Annotated in this window: 25 protein-coding genes and 1 pseudogene; 4 read left to right on the forward strand and 22 right to left on the reverse strand. The window is 37.2% G+C overall.

What is annotated here, in order from left to right; genetic code table 11:
- Positions 1-8: 8 nt before the first annotated feature.
- From LCI24_RS05625 to LCI24_RS05725, 22 genes and pseudogenes are all read right to left on the reverse strand, one after another.
- The gene (locus tag LCI24_RS05625; protein WP_274639517.1) at positions 9-1,385 is read right to left on the reverse strand and encodes an MBL fold metallo-hydrolase; all 1,377 of its coding nucleotides are present in this window, start codon (positions 1,383-1,385) and stop codon (positions 9-11) included.
- Positions 1,386-1,399: 14 nt separating this feature from the next.
- Entirely contained in the window at positions 1,400-1,654 is a 255-nt protein-coding gene (locus tag LCI24_RS05630; protein WP_237602577.1) for a hypothetical protein, read from the reverse strand.
- Positions 1,655-1,695: 41 nt separating this feature from the next.
- Positions 1,696-2,538: an ATP cone domain-containing protein gene (locus LCI24_RS05635; protein ID WP_274639518.1), complete on the reverse strand. Its 843-nt coding sequence runs from the start codon at positions 2,536-2,538 to the stop codon at positions 1,696-1,698.
- A 2-nt stretch (positions 2,539-2,540) separates the two neighbouring features.
- Positions 2,541-3,371: a universal stress protein gene (locus LCI24_RS05640; protein WP_072316402.1), complete on the reverse strand. Its 831-nt coding sequence runs from the start codon at positions 3,369-3,371 to the stop codon at positions 2,541-2,543.
- A 22-nt stretch (positions 3,372-3,393) separates the two neighbouring features.
- On the reverse strand, positions 3,394-4,167 hold the full coding sequence (locus tag LCI24_RS05645; protein ID WP_026813297.1) for an SDR family oxidoreductase: 774 nt from the start codon (positions 4,165-4,167) through the stop codon (positions 3,394-3,396).
- Between the two features lie 42 nt (positions 4,168-4,209).
- Positions 4,210-5,199, reverse strand: a complete 990-nt coding sequence (locus LCI24_RS05650) for a 2-hydroxyacid dehydrogenase (protein WP_274639519.1) — start codon at positions 5,197-5,199, stop codon at positions 4,210-4,212.
- A gap of 3 nt (positions 5,200-5,202) precedes the next feature.
- Entirely contained in the window at positions 5,203-6,177 is a 975-nt protein-coding gene (locus LCI24_RS05655; protein WP_274639520.1) for an ATP-dependent 6-phosphofructokinase, read from the reverse strand.
- Entirely contained in the window at positions 6,167-7,084 is a 918-nt protein-coding gene (locus LCI24_RS05660) for an alpha/beta fold hydrolase (RefSeq protein WP_274639521.1), read from the reverse strand. The genes LCI24_RS05655 and LCI24_RS05660 overlap by 11 nt, the downstream gene beginning before the upstream one ends.
- Positions 7,081-8,424: a dicarboxylate/amino acid:cation symporter gene (locus LCI24_RS05665; RefSeq protein WP_274639522.1), complete on the reverse strand. Its 1,344-nt coding sequence runs from the start codon at positions 8,422-8,424 to the stop codon at positions 7,081-7,083. The genes LCI24_RS05660 and LCI24_RS05665 overlap by 4 nt, the downstream gene beginning before the upstream one ends.
- A gap of 8 nt (positions 8,425-8,432) precedes the next feature.
- Positions 8,433-9,494, reverse strand: coding sequence for a class I fructose-bisphosphate aldolase (locus LCI24_RS05670; RefSeq protein WP_274639523.1), 1,062 nt, complete (start codon positions 9,492-9,494; stop codon positions 8,433-8,435).
- A gap of 11 nt (positions 9,495-9,505) precedes the next feature.
- The gene (locus LCI24_RS05675) at positions 9,506-10,519 is read right to left on the reverse strand and encodes a type II glyceraldehyde-3-phosphate dehydrogenase (RefSeq protein ID WP_274639524.1); all 1,014 of its coding nucleotides are present in this window, start codon (positions 10,517-10,519) and stop codon (positions 9,506-9,508) included.
- Positions 10,520-10,538: 19 nt separating this feature from the next.
- The gene (locus LCI24_RS05680) at positions 10,539-10,820 is read right to left on the reverse strand and encodes a hypothetical protein (RefSeq protein ID WP_274639525.1); all 282 of its coding nucleotides are present in this window, start codon (positions 10,818-10,820) and stop codon (positions 10,539-10,541) included.
- Positions 10,817-10,972 (reverse strand): universal stress protein, encoded by a 156-nt coding sequence (locus LCI24_RS17040; RefSeq protein WP_375600743.1) that lies wholly within the window; start codon positions 10,970-10,972, stop codon positions 10,817-10,819. The genes LCI24_RS05680 and LCI24_RS17040 overlap by 4 nt, the downstream gene beginning before the upstream one ends.
- Positions 10,973-11,006: 34 nt before the next feature.
- Positions 11,007-11,279: pseudogene (locus tag LCI24_RS17045) on the reverse strand (universal stress protein); the annotation flags it as partial.
- A 12-nt stretch (positions 11,280-11,291) separates the two neighbouring features.
- Positions 11,292-11,906: a lycopene cyclase domain-containing protein gene (locus LCI24_RS05690; protein ID WP_274639526.1), complete on the reverse strand. Its 615-nt coding sequence runs from the start codon at positions 11,904-11,906 to the stop codon at positions 11,292-11,294.
- Positions 11,907-12,020: 114 nt separating this feature from the next.
- Positions 12,021-12,299 (reverse strand): DUF5676 family membrane protein, encoded by a 279-nt coding sequence (locus tag LCI24_RS05695; RefSeq protein WP_008616426.1) that lies wholly within the window; start codon positions 12,297-12,299, stop codon positions 12,021-12,023.
- A 17-nt stretch (positions 12,300-12,316) separates the two neighbouring features.
- Positions 12,317-12,535 carry an SHOCT domain-containing protein gene (locus LCI24_RS05700; protein ID WP_274639527.1) on the reverse strand — a complete coding sequence of 73 codons (219 nt, stop codon included), beginning with the start codon at positions 12,533-12,535 and terminating at the stop codon, positions 12,317-12,319.
- Positions 12,536-12,557: 22 nt separating this feature from the next.
- Entirely contained in the window at positions 12,558-12,773 is a 216-nt protein-coding gene (locus LCI24_RS05705; RefSeq protein WP_274639528.1) for a heavy-metal-associated domain-containing protein, read from the reverse strand.
- Between the two features lie 11 nt (positions 12,774-12,784).
- Positions 12,785-13,054, reverse strand: coding sequence for a hypothetical protein (locus LCI24_RS05710; protein WP_009778901.1), 270 nt, complete (start codon positions 13,052-13,054; stop codon positions 12,785-12,787).
- A gap of 51 nt (positions 13,055-13,105) precedes the next feature.
- Entirely contained in the window at positions 13,106-13,708 is a 603-nt protein-coding gene (locus tag LCI24_RS05715; protein WP_129759410.1) for a WG repeat-containing protein, read from the reverse strand.
- A 71-nt stretch (positions 13,709-13,779) separates the two neighbouring features.
- Positions 13,780-14,361, reverse strand: a complete 582-nt coding sequence (locus tag LCI24_RS05720) for a helix-turn-helix domain-containing protein (RefSeq protein WP_274639529.1) — start codon at positions 14,359-14,361, stop codon at positions 13,780-13,782.
- A 169-nt stretch (positions 14,362-14,530) separates the two neighbouring features.
- Positions 14,531-14,953, reverse strand: a complete 423-nt coding sequence (locus LCI24_RS05725) for an HYC_CC_PP family protein (RefSeq protein WP_420802983.1) — start codon at positions 14,951-14,953, stop codon at positions 14,531-14,533.
- 292 nt (positions 14,954-15,245) lie between these two features.
- Between LCI24_RS05725 and LCI24_RS05730 the strand changes: the two genes are divergently transcribed.
- From LCI24_RS05730 to LCI24_RS05745, 4 genes are all read left to right on the forward strand, one after another.
- Positions 15,246-15,662 (forward strand): HYC_CC_PP family protein, encoded by a 417-nt coding sequence (locus LCI24_RS05730; protein WP_274639531.1) that lies wholly within the window; start codon positions 15,246-15,248, stop codon positions 15,660-15,662.
- Positions 15,663-15,796: 134 nt separating this feature from the next.
- Positions 15,797-19,537: an efflux RND transporter permease subunit gene (locus LCI24_RS05735; protein WP_274639532.1), complete on the forward strand. Its 3,741-nt coding sequence runs from the start codon at positions 15,797-15,799 to the stop codon at positions 19,535-19,537.
- Complete coding sequence (locus tag LCI24_RS05740; protein ID WP_013072792.1) at positions 19,534-20,751, forward strand: TolC family protein; 1,218 nt, start codon at positions 19,534-19,536, stop codon at positions 20,749-20,751. The genes LCI24_RS05735 and LCI24_RS05740 overlap by 4 nt, the downstream gene beginning before the upstream one ends.
- Before the next feature lie 3 nt (positions 20,752-20,754).
- Entirely contained in the window at positions 20,755-23,184 is a 2,430-nt protein-coding gene (locus LCI24_RS05745) for a multicopper oxidase domain-containing protein (protein ID WP_274639533.1), read from the forward strand.
- Positions 23,185-23,195: the final 11 nt, after the last annotated feature.

Below are 23,195 nucleotides of genomic sequence, written 5' to 3' on the forward strand. Positions count from 1 at the left end.
ATTAACATTTACTCTATTTCCTTTATGGCATATAATTGGGGTATCTCACTTTCCCAATTGTATGTTTCTTTAAGGCCTTTTTGTAAGGCTTCTGCACCTTCTTTTTCACCATGAACTATAAAAATTCGTTTAGGTTTGTTTTTTATATTGTCCATCCAGTCCATAAGCTCTGCGTGGTCTGCGTGTGCCGAAAGCCCTTCAATTTCTGCTACTTGCATTTTAAATGGCACCCATTTTCCATATACTTTTAATTCTTTTTCACCTTCCAATAATTTTCTGCCACGAGTGCCTTCAGCTTGATAGCCTACAAAAAGTAAGGTGTTATTTGGATTTTGTGCCTGTGTTTCAAGATAGTTTAGCATTCTTCCGCCTGTGAGCATTCCGCTTCCTGCAATCACGATTTTCGGTTTATTATCTGTTCGTAATTCCATTGTTTCCCGATAACTGCTAACAACTGTAAAGTGTGAGCACATTTCGTCACATTCGTTGTCTTCCAATCTGTGCCAATCCCGAGTTCTATGAAACAGTTCCAATACGTTGGCACCCATTGGACTATCCATAATCATTTGTACTTTGGGGATTTTGTTCTCCTTGAGTAACCTCCAAAAAATAAGCATCATCAATTGGGCGCGTTCTACCGAAAAGCTTGGGACAAATAAGCTACCATCTCTGTTGATGGTATCATTTACTAATTTTTCAATATGTGGAAGTGCTTCTACTTCATCGGGATGAAACCTTCCACCATAAGTGGATTCAATGAAAAGCACATCCGCTTTTTTTGGTTTAAGGGGTGGATAGAGCAATAAATCATTGGTTCTACCAATGTCTCCTGAAAAGACAAAACGTTTTCCGTGCACATCCAACTCAATATAGGTTGCACCCAGAATATGTCCGTTGTATTGGAAGCGAGACCTAATACCATCAAATAACGGAATCCATTGTGATTGTGGAATTCCTTTAAAGTGTGGGATAGTTTTTTCTACATCCTTTAAATCGTATAATGGTTCTGCGGGACTATGTTTGGAATAGCCTTCCTTATTGGCACGTTCGGCTTCTTGCTCCTGTATTTTTGCACTATCATTCAAAATGATTTTTGCAATGTCCAAAGTAGGATTCGTACCATAAATGGGACCATTGAAGCCTTGTTTTACCAATCTGGGTAAATAACCTGTATGGTCCATATGACCGTGGGTAAGCAAAACAGCATCAATATCACCTACATTAACAGGTGGGTACTCCCAGTTTTTAAGGCGTAATTCCTTTAACCCTTGGAAGAGGCCACAGTCTATAAGTATCTTTCTATCTCCTGTATCCACCAAATATTTTGAGCCAGTCACGGTGCCTGCCGCTCCCAAAAAGTGGATGTTTATTTTTTTGTTTTTCATCGTTATAGTATTTATTAATGTCCACCACAACAGGAAGGTGTGTTTCCTTTATCTTGATTTGATTTGCTCAATTCCGCTATCTCATTATACAGATTACGGGAATCTTCTTTGATAAAAAGCGCCAATTTCTTAACGGATTCAGGTTCAAAGTTTACCATCCCCAATACTATTTCAAGGGCTTCTTCAAGTAGTTTTGGATCATCTTCCAATGCTTGGTAAAATGGCTCCAAATCTATTGTGTTCTGTTTTTGGGTTTCATCTGTTTTCATTTGTATTATTTTTAAAAATTAGTAATTATTCATTATTTGAATTAATGGGATCTACATAATTCTCTTGAATCTTCGAGTATCTTATTTTGCCTTAGCTTACTGATACCCATTTGTTCCAAAAAGTCTGGATTTTCGTGTAGCTCCTTGCAGAGTATGATGCCTTGATCCAATAATTTTGTTTTTTCAGCTTTGGTAAGTGTTGTTAAAGCGGTTAAGGGATGTAGCCCCGATTTATCTATTCTGTCCTTGAGACCATTTCCTCTTGGATAATCCCAACTGGTCATAAGCATTCCAACACATTTCCCGTACTGAATGGCATCGGTTGTGAAACGCGTATTGGTGTAAACCCCGCCTTTATGAAGTTTAGCCTCGTGACCTTTTTGGTGTTTCCATTGCTTTTCCACGTCCAAAAACCGTGAATGGATATATAATGGGATTTTTACATTGCAAAACCTGCCTTGGTCACTATGGTATTTACATTCAATCATATAATGTTTATTTCCTTTTTGCGCTATCACATCCACTTCGTGCTGAACGCAATTGCCTTGAACTATGACACCAACCTGTGTTGAAAATCCTTCGTGTGCCAATAGTTTGCCTACTAACTTTTCAAATGGAAAACCGGTTGGACCTAGTTCCATTAAAGCTTTTTTGAGCTTGTACTTTGAGGCACTTACCCTAGATTTTCGTTTTAGCATCTTGAAAGCCAACTGATAGATTTTTTTGGTTGTCATTCCTTCTTCAATCTGCTCTTGTACTTTCCGGGCTATATCTTGAATAATATCCTCATCTGCCCGTGAACGCCGCAGGGAGTTGATGAGTTTGTTTACATCAAAGGCTTCGTACTCACCAGAGTATTTTTTTATTAAGACTGATTTATTCATTGTTACATTTTAATAGTCATTACTGGTAGTTCGGAGTGATTGGTAATACCCTCTGCGATGCTTTTAGAGAATAAGCTTAAAAAGCCTGTACGTCCGTGTGTACACATTGCAATTAAATCGGCATTTTTATATCGTAAAAAATTGTTTATCCCTGTTTCTACGTCAGGTTCGTTATATACGTTCATTGAGAAGTTATCCAAATCCGGGAATTTTTTCAGGAACTCATTGATGGGGTTCAACCCTTGTTCTATACTGTTAAAATCGGTCTGAGTATTGACCCTCAATAAATGGATATGTGCACCGCATTTTTCAGCAATCGAAATAACCTGCTTAAATGCATCGCTTACATCTTGAAGAAAATCTGAAACAAAAACGATATCCTTAAAAGGAAAGGATACTTCTTCATCCTTGACTACAACAACCGGTACATCAGCTTTCCTAACAATTTTTTCTACGTTGCTTCCCATTAACTCACGTATACCGCCTCGGGTGCCACTACTTCCCGTAACTATAAAATCGTGATGGAAATGACCAGAATGTTCTAAAATATCTTTCTGTCCCGAATCAAATTGAAGAAAAGTTCGACATTTAAGACCTTCGTGCTCAGCCTTTTTTTCCAGTTCCCGCAATTTTGATTTAACGACTCCAATTTCCTTTAAAGTTTCGGGATACCTTTTTTCTTTTTGTTTATCCAGTTTTACCCAATCAACAGGGGTTTTCATCAAATGGAAAAAATGGATTTCGGAATTGTAAAGCTTTGCCATTTCAATTCCGAGTTCTTCTGCTTTATTGCAATTTTTTGAAAAGTCTGTTGGTACGAGTATGTTTTTCATAATTTTAGTTTTATTGTTTTTCTTATTGGGCGGTATAGCCACCATCTATTACCAATTCAGAACCAGTCATAAATTTGGACTCATCCGAAGCTAGATAGACGACTCCATAGCCTATATCATCAGGCTCTCCCAAATGACCAACAGGATGCAAACTTTCTAATTGCTTTTTGCCTTCTTCTACATTACCTTGAGCTTTCAGAAAATTTTCTACCATTGGTGTCCAGATATAAGCAGGATGTATAGAATTGATACGGATTCCGTAGCCTTGTCTTGCACAATGCAGGGCAGCAGATTTCGTGAATATGGTAACACCGCCTTTGCTTGCGTTATAAGCAGGTAGGTTAGGGTCACCGATAAGTCCTTCAATGGAAGAGAAGTTGATGATGGAACCACCTTCTCCAGTTTCCTTCATACCCTTTATACCATATTGAGTACCTAAAAAAGTGCCATTTAGGTTTACATCTATGAGGTTTTTCCAATCTTCAAGGGTAACTTCTTCTACAGTTCCACCTAATCCTATTCCGGCAGAATTAGCTAATATGTGTAATTTTCCGAAAGTTTTGAGCGTGGTCTCAATGACATTTTTCCATTCATCTTCTTTGGATACATCTTGTTTAATGAATATAGCCTCCCCACCGTTAGCTTTGATTTGTTGGACTACCTTTTTTCCATCTTCTTCATCTATATCTGTAACAACAATTTTTGCTCCTTCACGTGCTAATAAAATAGCACTTGATTTCCCTAGACCAGAGGCACCTCCTGTGACAATGGCTACTTTATTTTTTACTCGATTCATAATTTTAAGATTTAAGTGTTACTACTATTTTTTGCTTCTTAATCAAGAAACTTCGTTTCCTGAAACTTTGTCTTTTTCAAAACAATCCAGATTATATATTGTGGTTTCAGCAATATTTGTCAATGCAGTTTCGGTTAAAAAGGCCTGATGACTGGTAATTAAAACATTATTAAAAGTCATTAACCGTGCAATGACATCGTCTTGCAAAATGTCATCGGAATGGTCTTCAAAGAACAATCCTTCTTCTTCCTCATAAACATCCAGTCCTAAATACCCTATTTTTTTAGTTTTCAATCCTTCGATAACTGCCTTGGTGTCCACCAACCCACCACGACTTGTATTGATGAGCATTACTCCAGATTTCATTAGTGCTATATGCTCTTTATTTATTAAATGTTTTGTTGAAGCTTTTAATGGCACGTGCAGGCTTATTATATCTGCGTGCTTACAGAGCGTCGCACAATCTGAATAGATTACGCCATATTTATCAATTAGGTCTTTGCTTTCTTCTATATCCTGGGCAAGAATATTGCAGCCGAATCCGTGAAGTATTTTTACGAGTACAGACCCTATTTTTCCTGTTCCAATCACGCCAACGGTTTTCCCATTTAGGTCAAAACCAGTGAGACCGTTTAATGAAAAGTTTTGTTCGCGCACTCTATTGTGGGCTTTAATCAGTCTTCGGTTTAATGCAAGTATCAAAGCCATTGTATGTTCTGCAATGGCATAAGGTGAATAGGCTGGGACACGGGCCACTTTTATATTCAATTCAGCTGCTTTTTCTAAATCGACGTGATTGAAACCTGCCGAACGTAATGCGATAAATTTTATGCCTAGTTTGTGTAAAATATCCAAAACTTCCGAAGAGGCATCGTCACTTGAGAAAAGTGCTATGGCCTTTGAACCTTCTGCCAATAAGGCGGTTTCCTTTGTTAGCCTAAATTCTAGAAAATTCAATTGATGTTTTCCTTTATTAGCGTTTTCAATGGAAGGCTTATCGAATTTATGTGTGCTGTATATTGTTGTTTTCATAATTTATGTTCCAAATAGTTCTAAAAGTTCGTGCAATTCTTTATTGACCTGATGTTGCTTGACCACCTCATTAAAAGGGGTTAAGTGCAATTGATTGTTTAAAATCCCGATCATTACATTCTTTTTACTTTGTAAAAGCGATTTTACGGCTTCCACCCCAAGCCTTATGCCCAACATTCTATCCAAAGCAGAAGGATTTCCACCTCGCTGTATGTGGCCAAGCTTTGTTATGCGTAAATCGACATTGGGATTGACTTCCTTTATTTTTGAAGAAACAAGTTCGGCACCAATTTCGTCACCTTCAGAAACTACGATTAGAAAAGCATCCTCGCTATCGTAATTTTTCACCTTACCCAAAAGGTTAATAAAGTCCGTACCGCTCTCCGGAATTAATATGGCGTCCGCACCAACCATCAATCCAGAATGAATACCGATGTAACCCGAATCCCTTCCCATTACTTCAACAATGAACACACGGTTATGGGATTCGGCAGTATCCCTTATTTTATCAATGTTTTCAATGGCTGTGTTAACTGCGGAATCAAAACCAAGGGTATAATCTGTTCCTGAAATATCATTATCTATAGTACCAGGAATGCCGATAAACGGAATGTCGCATATTTCTGAAAAAGTAAGTAGTCCTTTAAATGTGCCATCGCCACCAATGGCAATCAGGGCATCTATTTTGTTTGCATTTAGGGTTTGCAGGGCTTTTTTTCGACCTTCCAGTTCGAGAAAACGTTTGCTTCGTGCGGTCTTTAGAATTGTGCCACCCTTTTGGGTCAGTTTTTGTAATTCGTGTGATTTTAATTGAACCAAGTCACCGTCTATCAATCCTTCATATCCTTTTCGAAAGCCGCTTACGTTTATACCATTTACTTCAGCCGTTTTTGTAATGGCGTACAAGGCTGCATTCATCCCTGGACTATCACCTCCAGAGGTAAATACACCTATATGTTTAATTTTATTAGTATTCATTTAAAATTGTTTTTTGTGATTTTTTATCTGAAACAGAAAAATCTTGGATGGTCTTCCATACAAATTCTGCTTCTTTTAGAAAGAACTGATGGTCTCCCCCTGTAGAGGTAACAGTTTTTACGTTTGTAAATTCTCTTGATATGTCTATAGCATTTTTGAGCGGTGCAGTAGTGTCCTTTGCTCCGTGAATGAAAAGCACTTTTGTGTTTCTAATCTTTCTTGCAATCCCGTATAAATCTGTTTTTAGGATTATCCTCGTAAGCGAATAATAGTAGCTCTGCCAATGGTGTTTTTTTGCATCTTCATAAACATCATCCGTGAGGTTGTCTGGTTTAAATGCACGCGACATAAAAATGGGATGAATCATACAGATGTATTTAGAGAATCTGCTTGTTGATATTCTGTCCACAAAGGAATGTGAGGACATAATTTTTTTAAATTCATCTGCATCCTGATAAACAGGTATTCCAATAAAAATGCCTGCTTTGAGCCAATTTGAGTGTTTTTCCAATAGGGCCATTGAAATTATAGCGCCCATAGAATGACCGGCAACTATGGTTTTTCCATCATTGAATCCTTCTTTTTGCAAAACCAATTCTAAAGCTTTAAGTTGAACTGAAAGCGAATAATCACTTTGTGGTTTTGGCGAATCACCAAAACCCAAAAGGTCTATTAATAGCAAAGTGTGTGTTTTTGAAATGCTTTCTAAATTGCGTTTCCAATAATTCAATGACCCTGTCAAACCGTGCAGCAAAACGAGTTTGTTTTCACCCGCACCTATAATTTCATAATTTAAGAGTGTTTTGTCAGCATCATAAGCTGGGTGCTTAACAATCTTATAATGTTGATATCCTGCTATTGCGACCACAGGAAAAATGAAAAATATGGATATGAGTAGTAATGTCATATTTTTAAAGTTTTATCATTAACCAATATTGGGGTTTTACCATAAAACCTATTAAAAACCATACAAGCTGTGAGGTCACCCGTTACGTTTACAGCAGTCCTGAACATTCCCAACAATCTTTCTACACCAATAATAATGATGATGCCTTCGGCTGGAATACCGACACTTCCCAAAACAGAAGCGAGTATCACCACACCACCTCCGGGAATGGCAGGTGTGCCGATTGAAGCAGCAACGATAGTTACAATGACCACAATAATATTGAGCAAACTCATTTCCAGTCCATAGGCTTGGGCTATAAAAAGGGTTGTTATCGTTTGATAGAGTGCAGTACCATCCATATTGACGGTTGCACCTATGGGAATAATAAAATTGCTAATGGTCTTGTCCACCTTCAATTCTTCTCCGGCTGTTTGAAGGGAAAGTGGCATCACGGCCGCAGAGCTTGTGGTTGAAAAGGCCAATAATTGAACGTCCCTTATTTTTTTTAGGAAATGCATAGGGTTTGCTTTTCCAAGAAGCACAATTAGCCCTAAATAGAAAATTACCAAAAGTAATAGACCGAGCAGGACGACGCCAACATAATAGGTGAGACCGGAAAGAGAACTTAAACCAACACTAGAGGTAAGCTGCGCCATAAGTCCGAAAACAGCAATAGGGACTAATAACATAGACCATTTTACCACCGTCATACAGACTTCCTGAATGGCACTTAGAAGCAGCTTTACTGGGCGCAGTAAATCATTTTCAAGAGATAGCACAGCTACACCAATAATGATTGTGAAAATCACAATACTTAACATTTCACCACTTACCATAGATGCCAACGGGTTTTCGGGAAGTAAGTTTGAGATGGCATCAGGAATCGTTTCAATTCCGAAGGAAAGCTCTGGATTTTCCGTTGGAACAGCTGTAATTTCATTATGTTCAGCTAGAGCCTGTTGATGTAAAAAGCGACCAGGTCTAAAAAGTTGAGATAGTATGACACCCAAACTTACCGAAACTATCGTAGTACCTAGAAAATATAACAAAACCCCACCACCTAATTTTTTTAGACTGTCCTTATCATTACTTGCTATTCCAGTAATGATGGAAGCCACAATCAACGGAATCATAATCATTTGAACCAGTTTCAGAAACAGGACACCAGGCAATGCCAGCCAATTCCCCGCGATATCTGCTGTTTCTTTAGAAATCCATCCATTTTGTGGGCTCAATAGCAGACCAAATCCAACACCTAAAAACAAGGCAATGATTACTTTAAGCCATAGACGGCTTTCTACCAGTTTAAGGAGGTAGTGGTTAAGTGATTTTAATGATTTTATCTCTGTGTCAAACATTCTGTTGATTATGCTATATTAATTTTATTATCCAGATACACTTCCTGAACGGATTGTAATACTCTTACGCCTTCGCTAAAGGGTTTTTGAAATGCTTTTCTTCCCATTATCAGCCCAGAACCACCAGCCCTTTTATTGATAACGGCAGTTGTTACAGCTTCGGACAAATCTGATTTGCCTTTGGAACCACCGCCTGAATTAATTAGCCCTATTTTACCCATATAGCAATTGGCTACTTGCAACCTGCAAAGGTCAATAGGGTGGTCTGTGGTAAGGGTTTTATACATTTCATCATCATATTTTCCAAATCCTATCTCTTTGAAACCAAAATTATTGGTAGGTAATTTTTGTTTGATGATGTCTGCTTGAATAGTAACACCCAAATGGTTTGCCTGCCCAGTTACATCGGCAGCTGCGTGATAATCTTCCTTGTTGGTTTTAAATGCCTCGTTCCGTGTATAGCACCATAAGATGGTGGCCATTCCCAGATTGTGTGCTTCTTCAAAAGCTTCAGCTATTTCTTTTAGCTGTCTGTTGCTTTCTGCTGAACCAAAATAAATCGTAGCTCCTACGGCAATTGCTCCCATATCCCAGGCATTTTTTACCTTACCAAATAATGTTTGGTCATATTTATTTGGATAGGTAAGTAGCTCGTTATGGTTAATCTTGACGATAAAAGGGATTTTATGGGCATATTTTCGGGCGTTCAATCCCAATACACCAAACGTGGATGCCACACCATTGCAACCAGCTTCCATAGCAAGTTTTATGATGTTCTCTGGGTCAAAATAATCTGGGTTTTTATAGAATGAAAAGGCCGCGCTATGCTCAATACCTTGGTCAACAGGAAGGATACTTAAATAACCAGTTCCTGCCAGATTTCCGTGATTGTATAATTGGGAAAGGCTACGAAGTACCTGTGAATTTCTGTTGCTATTGCCAAACACCTTGTCTATACTATTTGTGCTTGGTGTTTGTAACTCATCTTTTGTTATTTTTTCACAAACGTGTTCTAAATAGAAGTCTGCTTTTTCTCCTAAAAGTTCTACTATATTCTTGTCTGTTTTCATCTTGATAGTATTTAATGGATTCCTAAACTTTCATTTGTTTTGGCTATGGATTTTGTACCATCTGTTTCAATTCCAGTTAAAGCCCTAATAGCATCAATTGTTTCCGGGATTACAATAGCTTGGTTATCGACCACGTAGGCATAAAAGAGTTCGTCTCCCTGTACCTTCAGCATATCTTCCCATAGTGCTACTTCGTACATATCGCCCCAAGGCCTTCCCATATCCAAGAACATTTCCTTAATGGTATTGTTAGAAACCAGACCTTGGTCATATTGAATTAATTTAATACGACTTGAAGTTTTGAAAGCATTTAGCACTTCTTCCTTTGTCGCCTGCTTTTTCAATTTCACATTCCAGTAGTGCATATGGCTCAATGTTTCGGGTACTTTTACCGCTGCGGTGATGACATCCAGTTCTGGGTCAACACTTTTAGCATCTGGACCTTGATGGCTTGGGATATCTTTTTCGGGAACCATTGTATTCATAATACCACCTAAATGACTTTCCCAAGGGTCTGTAGCTCTTCTTAAAAGTGTACCTCTGGCATAATCCAATAAATCGGCTCTTTTTAAAGCGGTCAAGGTTCTTAAAATAGACGTAGTATTACAGGAAACTACTCTTGTCGCATTCAAGTTTAGAGCTGATTTGTAATTATTTTCTGCACTAAAGGAATGCCCTGTGGTTTCGTGTTTTTCGCCACCGTGTAGAATAAATTTGATGTTTTGCTCCTTGTAGATAACGACATTCTGAGCGGCAATTTTTTTGGGTGTACAGTCCACAACAAGATCTGATTTCTTTAAAAGTTCCTGCATATCGCCTTTTACCGAAATCCCTTCAGATTTCATTTTATCAGCAGCATCTTTAGTTGCTGCATAAATGTCGTATTCCTTTCTTACGGCATTTTGAATTCGCCAGTCGCTAATGATATCACATACTCCCGAAAGCTTCATATCGTTTTGTAAGTTGATGGCATCTGCCACCCTTTTTCCAATGACTCCGTATCCTATAACTGCTATATTTTTCATATAAATTGATTTTTATTAATTATGTTTTATTGTTCGTAGTTTCCATTCCCATTGGCATATTACCTTCATCGTCTGTGTGTGAAATCATAAAAAGGCGTTCTGCAACAAGTATTAGAACAATCCCAATCGCTGCTACGATAAGCACCAAAGGATCGTTCAGATATTTTATAACCAATGCCAAACCTGCAAATCCTCCACCAACGATAACCACACGAGGTAATTTAGTATCGGGAAGACATATCTCATCTGTTATCTTACAGGCGGATTCCAACGGAATGCTATGTGTTTGCTTTTCTTTCATTTTTTATTTCTATCTCTTGCAATGAGTACTGAACATTTGGCATTTGTGGTCAAATATTGGGATACAGAGCCCAATACTAAGCGTGAAAGTGCACCGTGACCCTGAGAGCCTACTACGATTAAATCTGCACCCCCAATCTTCTGCTTTTTCATAAATAGTACTTTTGGGCAGGCCACTAACAACACTTGTGGTTATGGTAAGTGCCTTGTTTTCGGCCTTGATTTTATCGAAAGCTTCTGAAACGATTTTGTTTCCCAATTTTTGAGCGTTACTTCTAATTTCTTCTATGTAATTTCCTATCCTGCCGCCCATAGTATGCAATCCCAGGCCGGTTGTTTTCGGAACTTCATAAACATTTATAATATGAATTTCACTATTTGAGGATAGGGTCATTTTTATAAGTTCGTGAATGGCTACTTTACTGAAATCTGAACCATCTATGGCCAATAGTATTTTCATAGTTTGAATGTATTAGTTGGTTGACATTTCTTTCGATTTTATAAGTTTTCTCCAATACAAGTGTTCATATAATCCAGACCAGTACATTCCAAAGGTGAAGGCGAACAATAATTCTTCAAAGGGGATTCCCAGAACCAGAATATGGGTTAGGCTGTCAAGGTTCCAGTACAGCTCAACATATTGTGGATAAAATGGAAGGATACTTCCAAAGTATATGAAGTATAATACCGTAAACAAGATACCCCCAACCCATATCTTTCTTTTTAAATCTGGGCGACAGTATAATGTTGCTAAACCACCTAGGAACATCGCTATAGTACCACAATAAATATGGTTTAATGATGTAAATAGTGCTAATATTAAAAACACGATTGCTGGTACAAATAAGATGTATATATGCAAGCGATGTCTTCTGTGATTTCGCTCTGTATGTGTTATTTCTTGAAAGGTTTGTTTAAAAATAAGATTATAAAGTACCACACCTATACCACCGATTGCAAAAGAAAAAATGAGACTTTCGATATCAAAACCTGTTCTTTCTGCTAAATTAAATAGGGAAGGTGGAAACCAATATTCAGGTACAAACAAAGGTTCGGTCAATCCAAAGGGCATAGTAATAAGGCTCATTTTGAGCATTTCTTTTCTATACCCCTTTTTTGACAAATAGATTATTGCCCAAAGAGCAAGAATTATAAGAGACCATATGAACCAGACATATTGCATAAATTTTATTTTACTCTCTTATTTTTTGACTTTTATTTGCGCATTATAAAAAGCCGCAATACAGGCACCTATTAGCCATCCTAAAATGAATATCTGTACTATTCCCAAACCGGCTTCCCATAGTGGCACATCCATCCTGATAATGCTTGTGGTATCTAAACCGTGCAATAGGCTGTTGAAAAAATCGATAGTGGCTTCTCGACCTGCTGTTGACATAACTATCATACAGCCTAAGTAAATTAGTGCCCCCGTAAGACCGAAAGCAAATCCGAGTTTTTTTACGTTTAATCGATACATAATTTTAAAGTTTTGAGTTAGTTGTCTGATTTTAATATCTTTTTTGATTCCTCAAATTCTTCCTTGGATATTTCGCCTTTTGCAAAGCGGTTTTTAAGAATATCCAGTGGGCTGTCCTTCTTTGTTTTTTGATAAGGGATATCTGCTGGGATAAAGAATATCCAAGCCAATAAAATAATCCATATAATCCACCATATTAGGTGCATACCTCCAAAATGTCCTTCGTAAAAACACATAATTTTTGGTTTTAAGTTGTTGTTAATTTAATTCTGTAATTGTATAACCATTGAGCCCATCAAGTTGCTTTTGTAATTCGGCAACAGAAAGTGCTGCATTCATCGTGATAAGTGAAGCACCTTTTGGTGCCAAGAAAATCTCTGCTTTTTCGATATTAGGATGATTCTCCAAGGTTTTCTTGACCCTTGCAACGCATCCGCCACAACTGATTCCGCTTATTTGAAATTTTTGTTTCATAACATTTGCTATTAATGATGTTGATGTCCTTTTCTTTTCTCTGTTGAACCATCATCAGACTGCTTTTCATTATGTTCGTGATTATTATGGTTTCCATTGTTGTGTCTGTGTCCTCCGTGGCCGTGAGACCCGTGAGGCATAAACAGGTGAATGGCGAACATAAATAATATGAAGATGAAAAGGGAAGAGCCTCCTCCTATACCAAAAGAAGGTGCTAAAAAGATGAACAGAAGCGGTAAACCACAGCCTATAATCATCCATATCCAGTGATTGTTTTTCATAATCTTTAGTTTTATTACTTTTTTATTTTTTCTTTAAGTGAATACATCTTACTACTTGATTTTTCTTAAGTTCCATTTATTTTCATCGCTTTTTACTGCTATCAGATTATCAGAAATAAATTTAGATGTGATAACAGGTGGTTCTTTGCTTTTAGAGTATTTTGGGGAAATATGTAAAGCCAATTGGGTAAGGTGGTCTAGAGAATTTCCGTTCTCATCGATGACCACTTCAAAATAATGGTAGTTAACAACATCTTTTTTAAAAATATCATTATAGCCTATGGTCTCTTTATGTACTATTAATGCTAAGGCTTTGTCACTTTGAAAGTTTAAGACATTTAGAAACTGTGGTTCGATACTTATGTTTCCTTTTTTGTCAATGAACCCATAATAGAGTATATCATCTTTTTTGCGGGCTATAATACATTTTCCATTACTGAACAGAGGATAGTAGCCCCCGTCGGTTTTGGTCTTTACCAAGTCTTCTCTAAAATCAATGATTATAGAGCCGTTTTGGTCAATAAATGCCCAGCTATTTCCTTTTTTTACAGCTGAAAGACCGTCGTGAAAAGGGGACACAAAGTCAATGTTTTCTATGGTCTGTCCAATTCCCAGTATTGGGATAATTAATAATGTTAGGAAGATTGTTTTCATTTTTTATTCATTTTAGTTTGATGAAAATAGCGAATGACATTAGCCTTTATCTGCATAACTTTCGTTCTTATCTACATAATTTCATCGTAATAATTTCGCTTCCAATTTTCTGTGTTTTTATAATCTGTCATACTCATTCCAACCACATCCTTAAATTGTCTAGATAAGTGATTTACACTGCTGTAATCCAATAAGTACCCTATATCAGAGAAGGAATGCTGTTTAAGCTGTATGAGTTCCTTGACTTTTTCAATTTTTAATTTGATAAAGTACTTTTCAATGGTTGTCTGTTGGTTGGCTGAAAATAATCTGCTCAATGTTTTGTAATCACGATGAAGACCTGATGACAATAATTCAGATGTTTTTACCTTAATATGTAGCGGTAGCTCTTGCAATTGTTCTATTAGAATAATCTTGATTCTTTCTGTGAGCATTTCTTCTTCTTTTTGTACAATTTCAAAATCATTAGCGTGAAGCACAGTTGTAACAGCTTCGACAATTTCATTGCTGGTTTTTTTTGGTGCTTCTACCAATAATCTTCCTAATTCTAATGAAAGCACAGTAACTTCAAGTTCTTGTAATTCTTGTTTAATTACTTTTAAGCAGCGGTTACAGACCATATTCTTAATCCAAAATTCTTTTGGTTTGTTCATAGTATATAATGTATTGTCATTGAGTTTAGCTCAATGGCCTGATAGGTTTAGCCTAACAGGATTAATATTGTGTAGCGTTGTTGAGAATAGGGTACAACAAATGTTAGCCAGAAGTGAAATATTGGCTATAGAGGCAATGCAGATTAATTTTAACCTGCGATGTAGAAAATCAAATTAAAAAGGACTCGTTGAGAATTACAAGGTCTGTGGATAGCAATGGTGGCCTATAAGCCTTAAAAGGAACTGTGTTTTTCTCTAAATCTTCAAAAAGGTTGATATAAGAATAGACGAAATTGTTTAAGAAAACTAAAGTTTCAATCTCTGAAATTTTATTGGCCTTCTTGAAGGTGTCATCTCCTTCTTTCACGATGGTTTGATTATCGCAACAGTCTTTTTCTTGTATTGTAGTACATTGCTTGGAATCATTACCTTTTTTCTGTGCAGTCTCCGAACAAGATTCCGCTTTACTAAAAAAAGCCATATCTACCATTTTATTACAGCAAAAATGCATATCTACCGTAAAAGAAGAGGTAGAAAACAGTATTAAAACTGCTAAAAAGAAAGACAATATTTTAGTAAAAAAAGATTTCACACTATAAAATTAATAAATTTTGATTAACATTAAAGGATTTTGGAAAATAAAATTCAACTGTTCAATTATTTTATTATCAGTTTTTTACGAAAAAATAACAAAATTAATTGATACGAATATAATTCTAAAAGTTCAACAAAACTATGATTTATATCATATAAAGGAAACTGCAAAAGAATTTTATTTGTAAATAATATTCAAGCGGTTTAATGCGCAAAATAAACATTGATAAATCAAAAAAAAATGTTAAATGAACAAAATGAGATAAATTTTTTATAAATTCGCAACATTAATGAAAAAAGTTTTTCATAAAATATCATCCGTTTGTTTGGTACTTATCGTGTTATTGTCAACAGTTTCTTTTACTATTGATAGTCATTATTGTGGCGATACTTTAGTGGATTCTTCTTTATTTGGGCACGTTGAAACTTGCGGAATGGATAAACAACTATCCAAAAATGATTGTCAAAGTGAAGTTCAGGATGATTCCTGTTGTTCAGGTAAACAATTAGTTGTTGAAGGTCAGGATGACCTTAAGATATCTTTTAACTCCTTAAATTTTGAGCAACAAGTCTTTGTTGTCTCTTTTGTACATTCTTATATCAATCTCTTTGAGACTCTTGATTCGCACATTGTTCCTTTTAGAGATTATGCAGTTCCCTTTCTCATACGGGATATACAAAAACTGCACGAGACGTATTTAATTTGATTTTAAACAGTTTCCGATAACTATCGGAATAATTAGCCCTATGGTCAATACGATTTTGGGCTCATTTTCTTGTGTTTAATATTTTGATTATATTGAGATATTATTCGATGTATAACTGTTTAATAATCATTGTAATGCTGAATAAAAGTATCAAATTTTTAATCGAGAACAAGTTAGTAGCCGTTCTACTACTTGCACTTTTTATTGCTTGGGGAGTCGTAAATGCCCCGTTTGAATGGAATACAGGCTCACTTCCTCGAGACCCTGTTGCCGTAGATGCCATACCGGATATTGGCGAAAACCAACAAATTGTATTTACTAAATGGGATGGTCGTTCCCCTCAAGATATTGAGGATCAAATTACTTATCCTCTAACCACATCGCTTCTTGGTATTCCAGGGGTTAAAACAATACGTAGTTCATCTATGTTCGGGTTTTCGAGCATTTATATCATTTTCGAAGAAGATATTGAATTTTATTGGAGCAGAAGCCGAATACTTGAAAAATTAAACTCATTACCAGCCGGACTTCTACCAGAAGGCGTTAATCCAGCTCTAGGTCCCGATGCCACAGGATTAGGGCAAATATATTGGTACACCCTTGAGGGACGTGATAAAGATGGTAATGTTACAGGTGGATGGGATTTACAGGAATTACGAAGCATTCAGGATTTCTACGTAAAATACGCACTGTCTTCGGCGAGTGGTGTTTCCGAAGTGGCTTCCATCGGCGGATATGTTTTGGAATATCAAGTGGATGTTAATCCCGAATTAATGCGGCAATACAACATAGGCTTGAGTGAGGTTGTAAAAGCAGTAAAACAAAGCAACAAAGATGTTGGTGCACAAACGCTTGAAATCAACCAAGCTGAATACCTTATAAGAGGATTGGGTTATATTAAGAAACTATCTGATTTAGAAAACGCGGTAGTTACTTCAAAAGATTTTACATCCATCCGTATAAAGGATATTGCGAAAGTAACACACGGTCCTGCTACAAGAAGAGGCTTATTGGACAAGGAAGGAGCCGAGGTTGTTGGTGGTGTTGTAGTGGCTCGTTATGGGGCCAATCCTATGGAAGTCATCAACAATGTTAAAGAAAAAATAAACGAGTTAAGTTCTGGGCTTCCATCAAAAACATTAAGCGATGGGAGGACTTCGCAATTAACCATCGTACCCTTTTATGACAGAACAGAACTAATCCAAGAAACCTTGGGCACACTTGATGAAGCGCTAACTTTAGAGATATTGATTACCATTTTTGTGATTATCATAATGGTCTTCAATTTAAGGGCTTCCGTATTGATTTCAGGACTATTACCTGTGGCGGTATTGATGGTTTTTATATCAATGAAGTTGTTTAATGTAGATGCCAATATTGTCGCCTTATCTGGTATTGCCATCGCCATTGGTACAATGGTAGATGTGGGAGTTATTCTATCTGAAAATGTACTGCGTCATATAGATGAAAATGACCAGAACCTACCAATGAATACAGTTGTATATAATGCCACAGCCGAGGTCTCTGGCGCTATTCTAACTGCTGTTATGACCACAATAATAAGTTTTATTCCTGTATTCACTATGATAGGAGCTGAAGGTAAGTTATTTAGACCTTTGGCCTTCACAAAAACAGCGGCACTCACAGCATCTCTTATAGTGGCATTATTTCTTATACCACCTTTTGCAGCCTATTTTTTCAGAAAGCGTAATGTAAAAATTTCTTTTAGATACATTCTCAATATTGCTTTAGTAATAATTGGTCTGTTAGCAGTAATTTTTGGACATACCCTTGGGCTTATACTGGTTGCATATGGTATCGTTGGTTTACTGTCTATTAAAGAAAAAATATCGGCAGATAGAGCTAATATCATCAACATATTTATTTCAGCCTTTGCCATTGTATTCTTGTTGGCGGAATATTGGAGACCATTGGGTGTAGATAGAAGCATTTTCTGGAACTTAATATTTGTAGGCCTGATATGCTTTGGCCTGTTGGGTATATTTACGCTATTTAGGAGCTATTATGTGCGCATATTAAATTGGGCGTTACGCAATAAACTCTTGTTTCTAGCCATACCCACTGCTATTGTCATCTTCGGTGTTATGATAATGCGGAATACGGGTAAGGAATTTATGCCATCACTTAATGAAGGTTCTTTCCTCTTAATGCCAACTTCTATGCCTCACGCTGGGGTTGAGGAGAACAAGCGTGTTTTACAACAATTGGATATGGCCGTTGCTAGCATCCCAGAGATTGAAACGGTGGTTGGTAAATCAGGACGCACAGAATCGGCTTTAGACCCAGCACCGTTGTCAATGTATGAAAATGTAATTCAGTACAAGTCTGAATACATTTTAAATGATAAAAGAGAAAGACAACGATTTAAAGTTAATGAAGATGGTCTCTTTATGTTAAAGGATGGTAGCTTGGTTACAAATCCAAATGTTGAATTGGAAGTAGACGAAGGCAAGTATGATGCCACCTTATTAAAAGACCCTTTTAACATTACTGATAGACAACTTATACCAGACGACGATGGTGAGTATTATAGAAACTGGCGACCAGAAATTGAATCGCCCGATGATATTTGGAAAGAGATTGTAAAGGTAACTAAACTTCCCGGAGTTACTTCAGCACCAAAGCTACAACCCATAGAAACACGCTTGGTGATGCTACAGACTGGTATGCGAGCACCTATGGGCATTAAGGTGAAAGGACAGGATTTAAAAGAAATTGAGGCGTTTGGGGTACAATTGGAAGATATCTTAAAACAAGCAGAGGGTGTAAAGGATGAAGCAGTTTTTGCCGACCGTATTGTGGGGAAGCCATACCTACTTATAGATATTGACAGAGAACGACTTGCGCGCTATGGCATAACCATAGAGCAAGTACAGCAAGTTATACAGGTTTCTGTTGGTGGTATGGTGCTTTCACAAACAGTAGAAGGTAGGGAGCGCTATGGTATTCGTGTACGCTACCCAAGGGAATTACGCGCAAATCCAAACGATTTAAAAGATATTTATGTGCCTGTAGAAAAAGGAAGTCCGGTTCCGTTAAGTGAGTTGGCCACTATTAGATATGAGAAAGGGCCACAGGTTATAAAGAGTGAAGATACTTTTTTAGTAGGTTACGTGCTCTTTGATAAGTTGGATGGTTATGCCGAGGTAGATGTGGTAGAAAACGCCCAAGCACTCATACAAGAGAAGATTGATAATGGACAGCTTGTTGTGCCAAAAGGAATTAACTATCAATTTACAGGAACCTATGAGAACCAATTAAGGGCCGAAAAAACACTTGGTGTAGTTGTGCCACTCGCATTGCTAATTATATTTCTCATTCTTTATTTCCAGTTCCGTTCTGTTGCAACATCCCTTATGGTTTTTACAGGTATTGCCGTGGCTTTTGCAGGAGGCTTTCTAATGATTTGGTTTTATGGACAGGATTGGTTTTTGAACTTTAGCTTCTTTGGTGAAAACCTACGAGACCTGTTCCAAATGCACACTATAAACTTGAGTGTTGCCGTTTGGGTTGGGTTTATTGCATTGTTTGGTATTGCTACAGACGACGGAGTGGTAATGGCTACCTACCTTACGCAAACCTTTGACAAAAACAAACCTAAAGATAGAAAAAGCATTAGGGCATCCGTAGTTGAGGCAGGAGAAAAACGTATCCGTCCTTGTTTGATGACGACGGCAACAACCATTCTTGCCTTGTTACCAGTACTCACTTCAACAGGTCGAGGGAGTGATATAATGATACCAATGGCTATTCCAAGTTTCGGAGGTATGTTAATTGCACTAATAACCTTATTTGTTGTACCGGTATTATTTAGTTTGAAACACGAACTTCAATTAAAAAAAGCTACAAAATGAGAAATATAATTCTATTGGGAATTGTCTTTTTCGCTTTCGCGAAGATTAATGCACAACAATTAGCCTCTTACATTCAGGAAGCTCAAGATAACAATCCCGAGATTCAAGCTTTTGAATTACGCTACAACATAGCAGAAGAAAAAGTTAATGAAGCTAATACCTTGCCAGATACACAAATTAGTGCTGGCTATTTTATAAGTGAACCCGAAACCCGTACAGGAGCGCAACGCGCACGTTTCTCTGTCAAGCAAATGTTACCTTGGTTTGGAACTATTTCGGCAAGGGAAAATTACGCAAGCTCAATAGCGGAAACTCAATATGTAGATATTGTCATTATGAAGCGCAAATTGGCACTTTCAGTTTCTCAATCCTATTATAAACTATATGCTATTAGAGCAAAACAATTGGTTCTTGAGAAAAATATCGACCTTTTAGAAACCTATGAACGTTTAGCATTAACATCGGTAGAAGTTGATAAGGCATCAGCTGTTGATGTACTTCGTCTTCAAATTAGGCAAAATGAACTTGTACAACAAAAAGAAGTTTTAGAGCAGGATTACCTTGCTGAACAAGCCACCTTCAATAATCTATTAAATCGTGATGGGACTATTGCCGTAACCGTGGTTGAGGATATGTTTATTCCAGATGAGGACGCATTAATCTTGACGGAAAATCTTCAGTTAAATCCTGAACTCATTAAATATGATAAGCTTTATGAGTCCGTTGAGCAATCAGAGTTGTTGAATCAAAAACAGAGCTCGCCCAATATAGGTTTTGGGCTAGATTATGTACCAGTTTCTGAGCGTCCTGATATGAATTTTACCGACAACGGAAAGGACATCATAATGCCAATGGTGTCTATCTCAATTCCAATTTTTAACAACAAATACAAATCAGTAACAAAACAGAATCAGTTAAAGCAGTTACAGATACAGTCCCAAAAAGAAGATAGATTAAATAAACTGGAAACCCTATTAGCAGATGCAAAGTACAACCGAGAAAATGCGAGAATAAAATTCAATATTCAATCGGACAATCTAAAACAAGCAAATGATGCTGAAGAAATCTTGATAAAGAATTATGAAACAGGCACTATTGATTTTAACGATGTACTGGATGTTCAAGAGTTGCAATTAAAATTTCAAATAAACCTTATAGAATCTATTAAAGGCTATTATATACAATATGCTTTGATTAATTATTTAACACAATAAAAAATGAGAACAATAAACATAATCACATTATTACTATTTACCTCATTCACTTTTGCCCAAGTAGGGACAAATGGAGATGATAGAAATGAAGAAGGAAGGAAAATAAAAGAATATAATCTCACTATAGAGGAAAATGAAATGACACTTGCTGGTGTAACCGCAAAAGCGATGACCATCAATGGCAGTATTCCTGGGCCAGTTTTAGAGTTTAACGAGGGAGACCTTGCAATCATCAACGTCACCAATAAAATGGATGAAGAAACCTCAGTGCATTGGCACGGGTTGATACTTCCAAATTTCTATGATGGTGTCCCTTATTTGAATACACCCCCAATCGAACCAGGAGAGACTTTTCAATACAGAATCCCTATAAACCAATCAGGTACCTATTGGTACCATTCCCATACAATGTTACAAGAACAGAAAGGTGTTTATGGGTCTATTATCATTCATCCAAAAGAAAAAACTTTGGAATATGATAAAGATTTGGTGGTGCTACTCTCTGATTGGACAAACGAGAAACCATTGAACGTGCTACGAAACCTTAAAAGAGGTAACGAGTGGTATCAAGTTAAAAAAGGTACAGCAGTACCATTGAGTAGAGTCATTTCAGAAGGTGCTTTTGGTGCTCAACTGAAATTTTGGAGAGACCGTATGGAAGGGGCTGATATTAGCGATATCTACTATCCCGCCTTTCTAACCAATGGAAAATCATTGGCAGAATATCCAGAATTCAAACCAGGCGAAAAAGTACGACTTCGCTTTATCAATGCATCTGCCTCTACCTATTATTGGATGGACTTTGGTGGTGGCAACCCTATGATTGTTGCAGGAGATGGTATCGATGTGGAACCTGTATCCAAAAGCCGATTTCTTTTTGGCATTGCCGAAACCTACGATGTTATCGTAACCATTCCCGATGGTACTTTAGAAGTTACCGCCACAACACAGGATGGCTCTGGAAGCACTTCCTTACGATTGGGTCAAGGAACGCTATATCCTGCAAAAAGAATAGAGAGACCAGACAAGGTCGCAATGATGAAGCAAATGGCCAAAATGGATATGAAAATGGGGGCACCTGCAATGACTGGCAACAAAAAGAAGAACACACCCGAATATTTGATGCAGAAGTACGGAATGAAGATGAATATGAAGGATGGGCAGATGCAAATGGGAATGCACGATAAGATGTCAATGAATAATGGTCAAATGGATGATAAAATGAAAATGGAAGACCAAAAACCTATGGATATGAATAAAAATCATATGCATATGGAGACAGATAAAAAGATGGACGCTATGGCAGGAATGAAAAAAGATACAATGTCAATGAAATCCACCCAACCGTCGCATAAGGTGGATGGCCATATTGGTCACGATATGTCTATGATGCAGAAGGATACCGCATCCTTTGATTACAGCACACGTAACACCTATTTTAACTATGATTTCTTAAAAGCGAAGGAAAATACCACCTACAAGGCTGATTTACCCGTAAACGATATTCTATTAAACCTTACCGGAAATATGCAACGCTATGTTTGGAGTATGAATGGCGTACCACTTTCAGAGACCGATAACATTAAAATCAAGGGTGGCCAGGTAACCCGTATTACGCTTAACAACCTAACAATGATGCATCACCCGATGCACCTTCACGGACATTTTTTCAGGGTCATTAACGAAAATGGTGAACGTTCACCATTAAAGCATACCGTTAATGTGCCGCCAATGCAAAAAGTGGTTATAGAGTTCTACAACGAAGAATATGGTGATTGGATTTTTCATTGTCACGTCCTATATCATATGATGGGTGGTATGGCAAGAGTATTTAGTTATGATACCCCAAGGGATGTAAGGATGAAGGATTTTCCCGCTCAAAAACTCGTTGATGAAACAGACCATTACTATTCCTGGGGATTGTTGCGTGCAGGCTCAAACTTTAACGAACTCTTTTTGATGTCAACTAATATCCGAAATGGATTTGGTTTACGAGCAGAGTTCGATTATGACAGAAATCTTGAAGCCGAAGTAAACTATGATAGATACCTAAATGATTGGGTACGTCTCTACGTAGGTGTTAATACAGAAACAGAAATACCAAATTCCTTCGATGAGTTCAATACAGTTGGTCTTATTGGTGTAAAATACTTTACACCTTATAGGTTTAATGTAGATGTGAGTATGGATAATCAGCTACGCCCAAGAGTACGTTTGGATAGAGAGCTATTGCTTTTCCCAAGAATTTTTCTGGAAGGTGAGTATGAATATAGAGCAGACTTTGGATGGGTAAATGATATAGGGAATAGCTCTTATGAGAGTGAAACACAATGGTTGGTTGGCCTTTCTTACATCCTGTCAAGAAACTTTTCAATTCAAGGAAACTATAACAACCGATATGGTTGGGGTGGCGGTCTTTTAGCAAGATTTTAAATAAAGATTAA

The sequence above is a fragment of the Tenacibaculum larymnensis genome, from assembly GCF_028829235.1.
Lineage (GTDB): Bacteria > Bacteroidota > Bacteroidia > Flavobacteriales > Flavobacteriaceae > Polaribacter > Polaribacter larymnensis.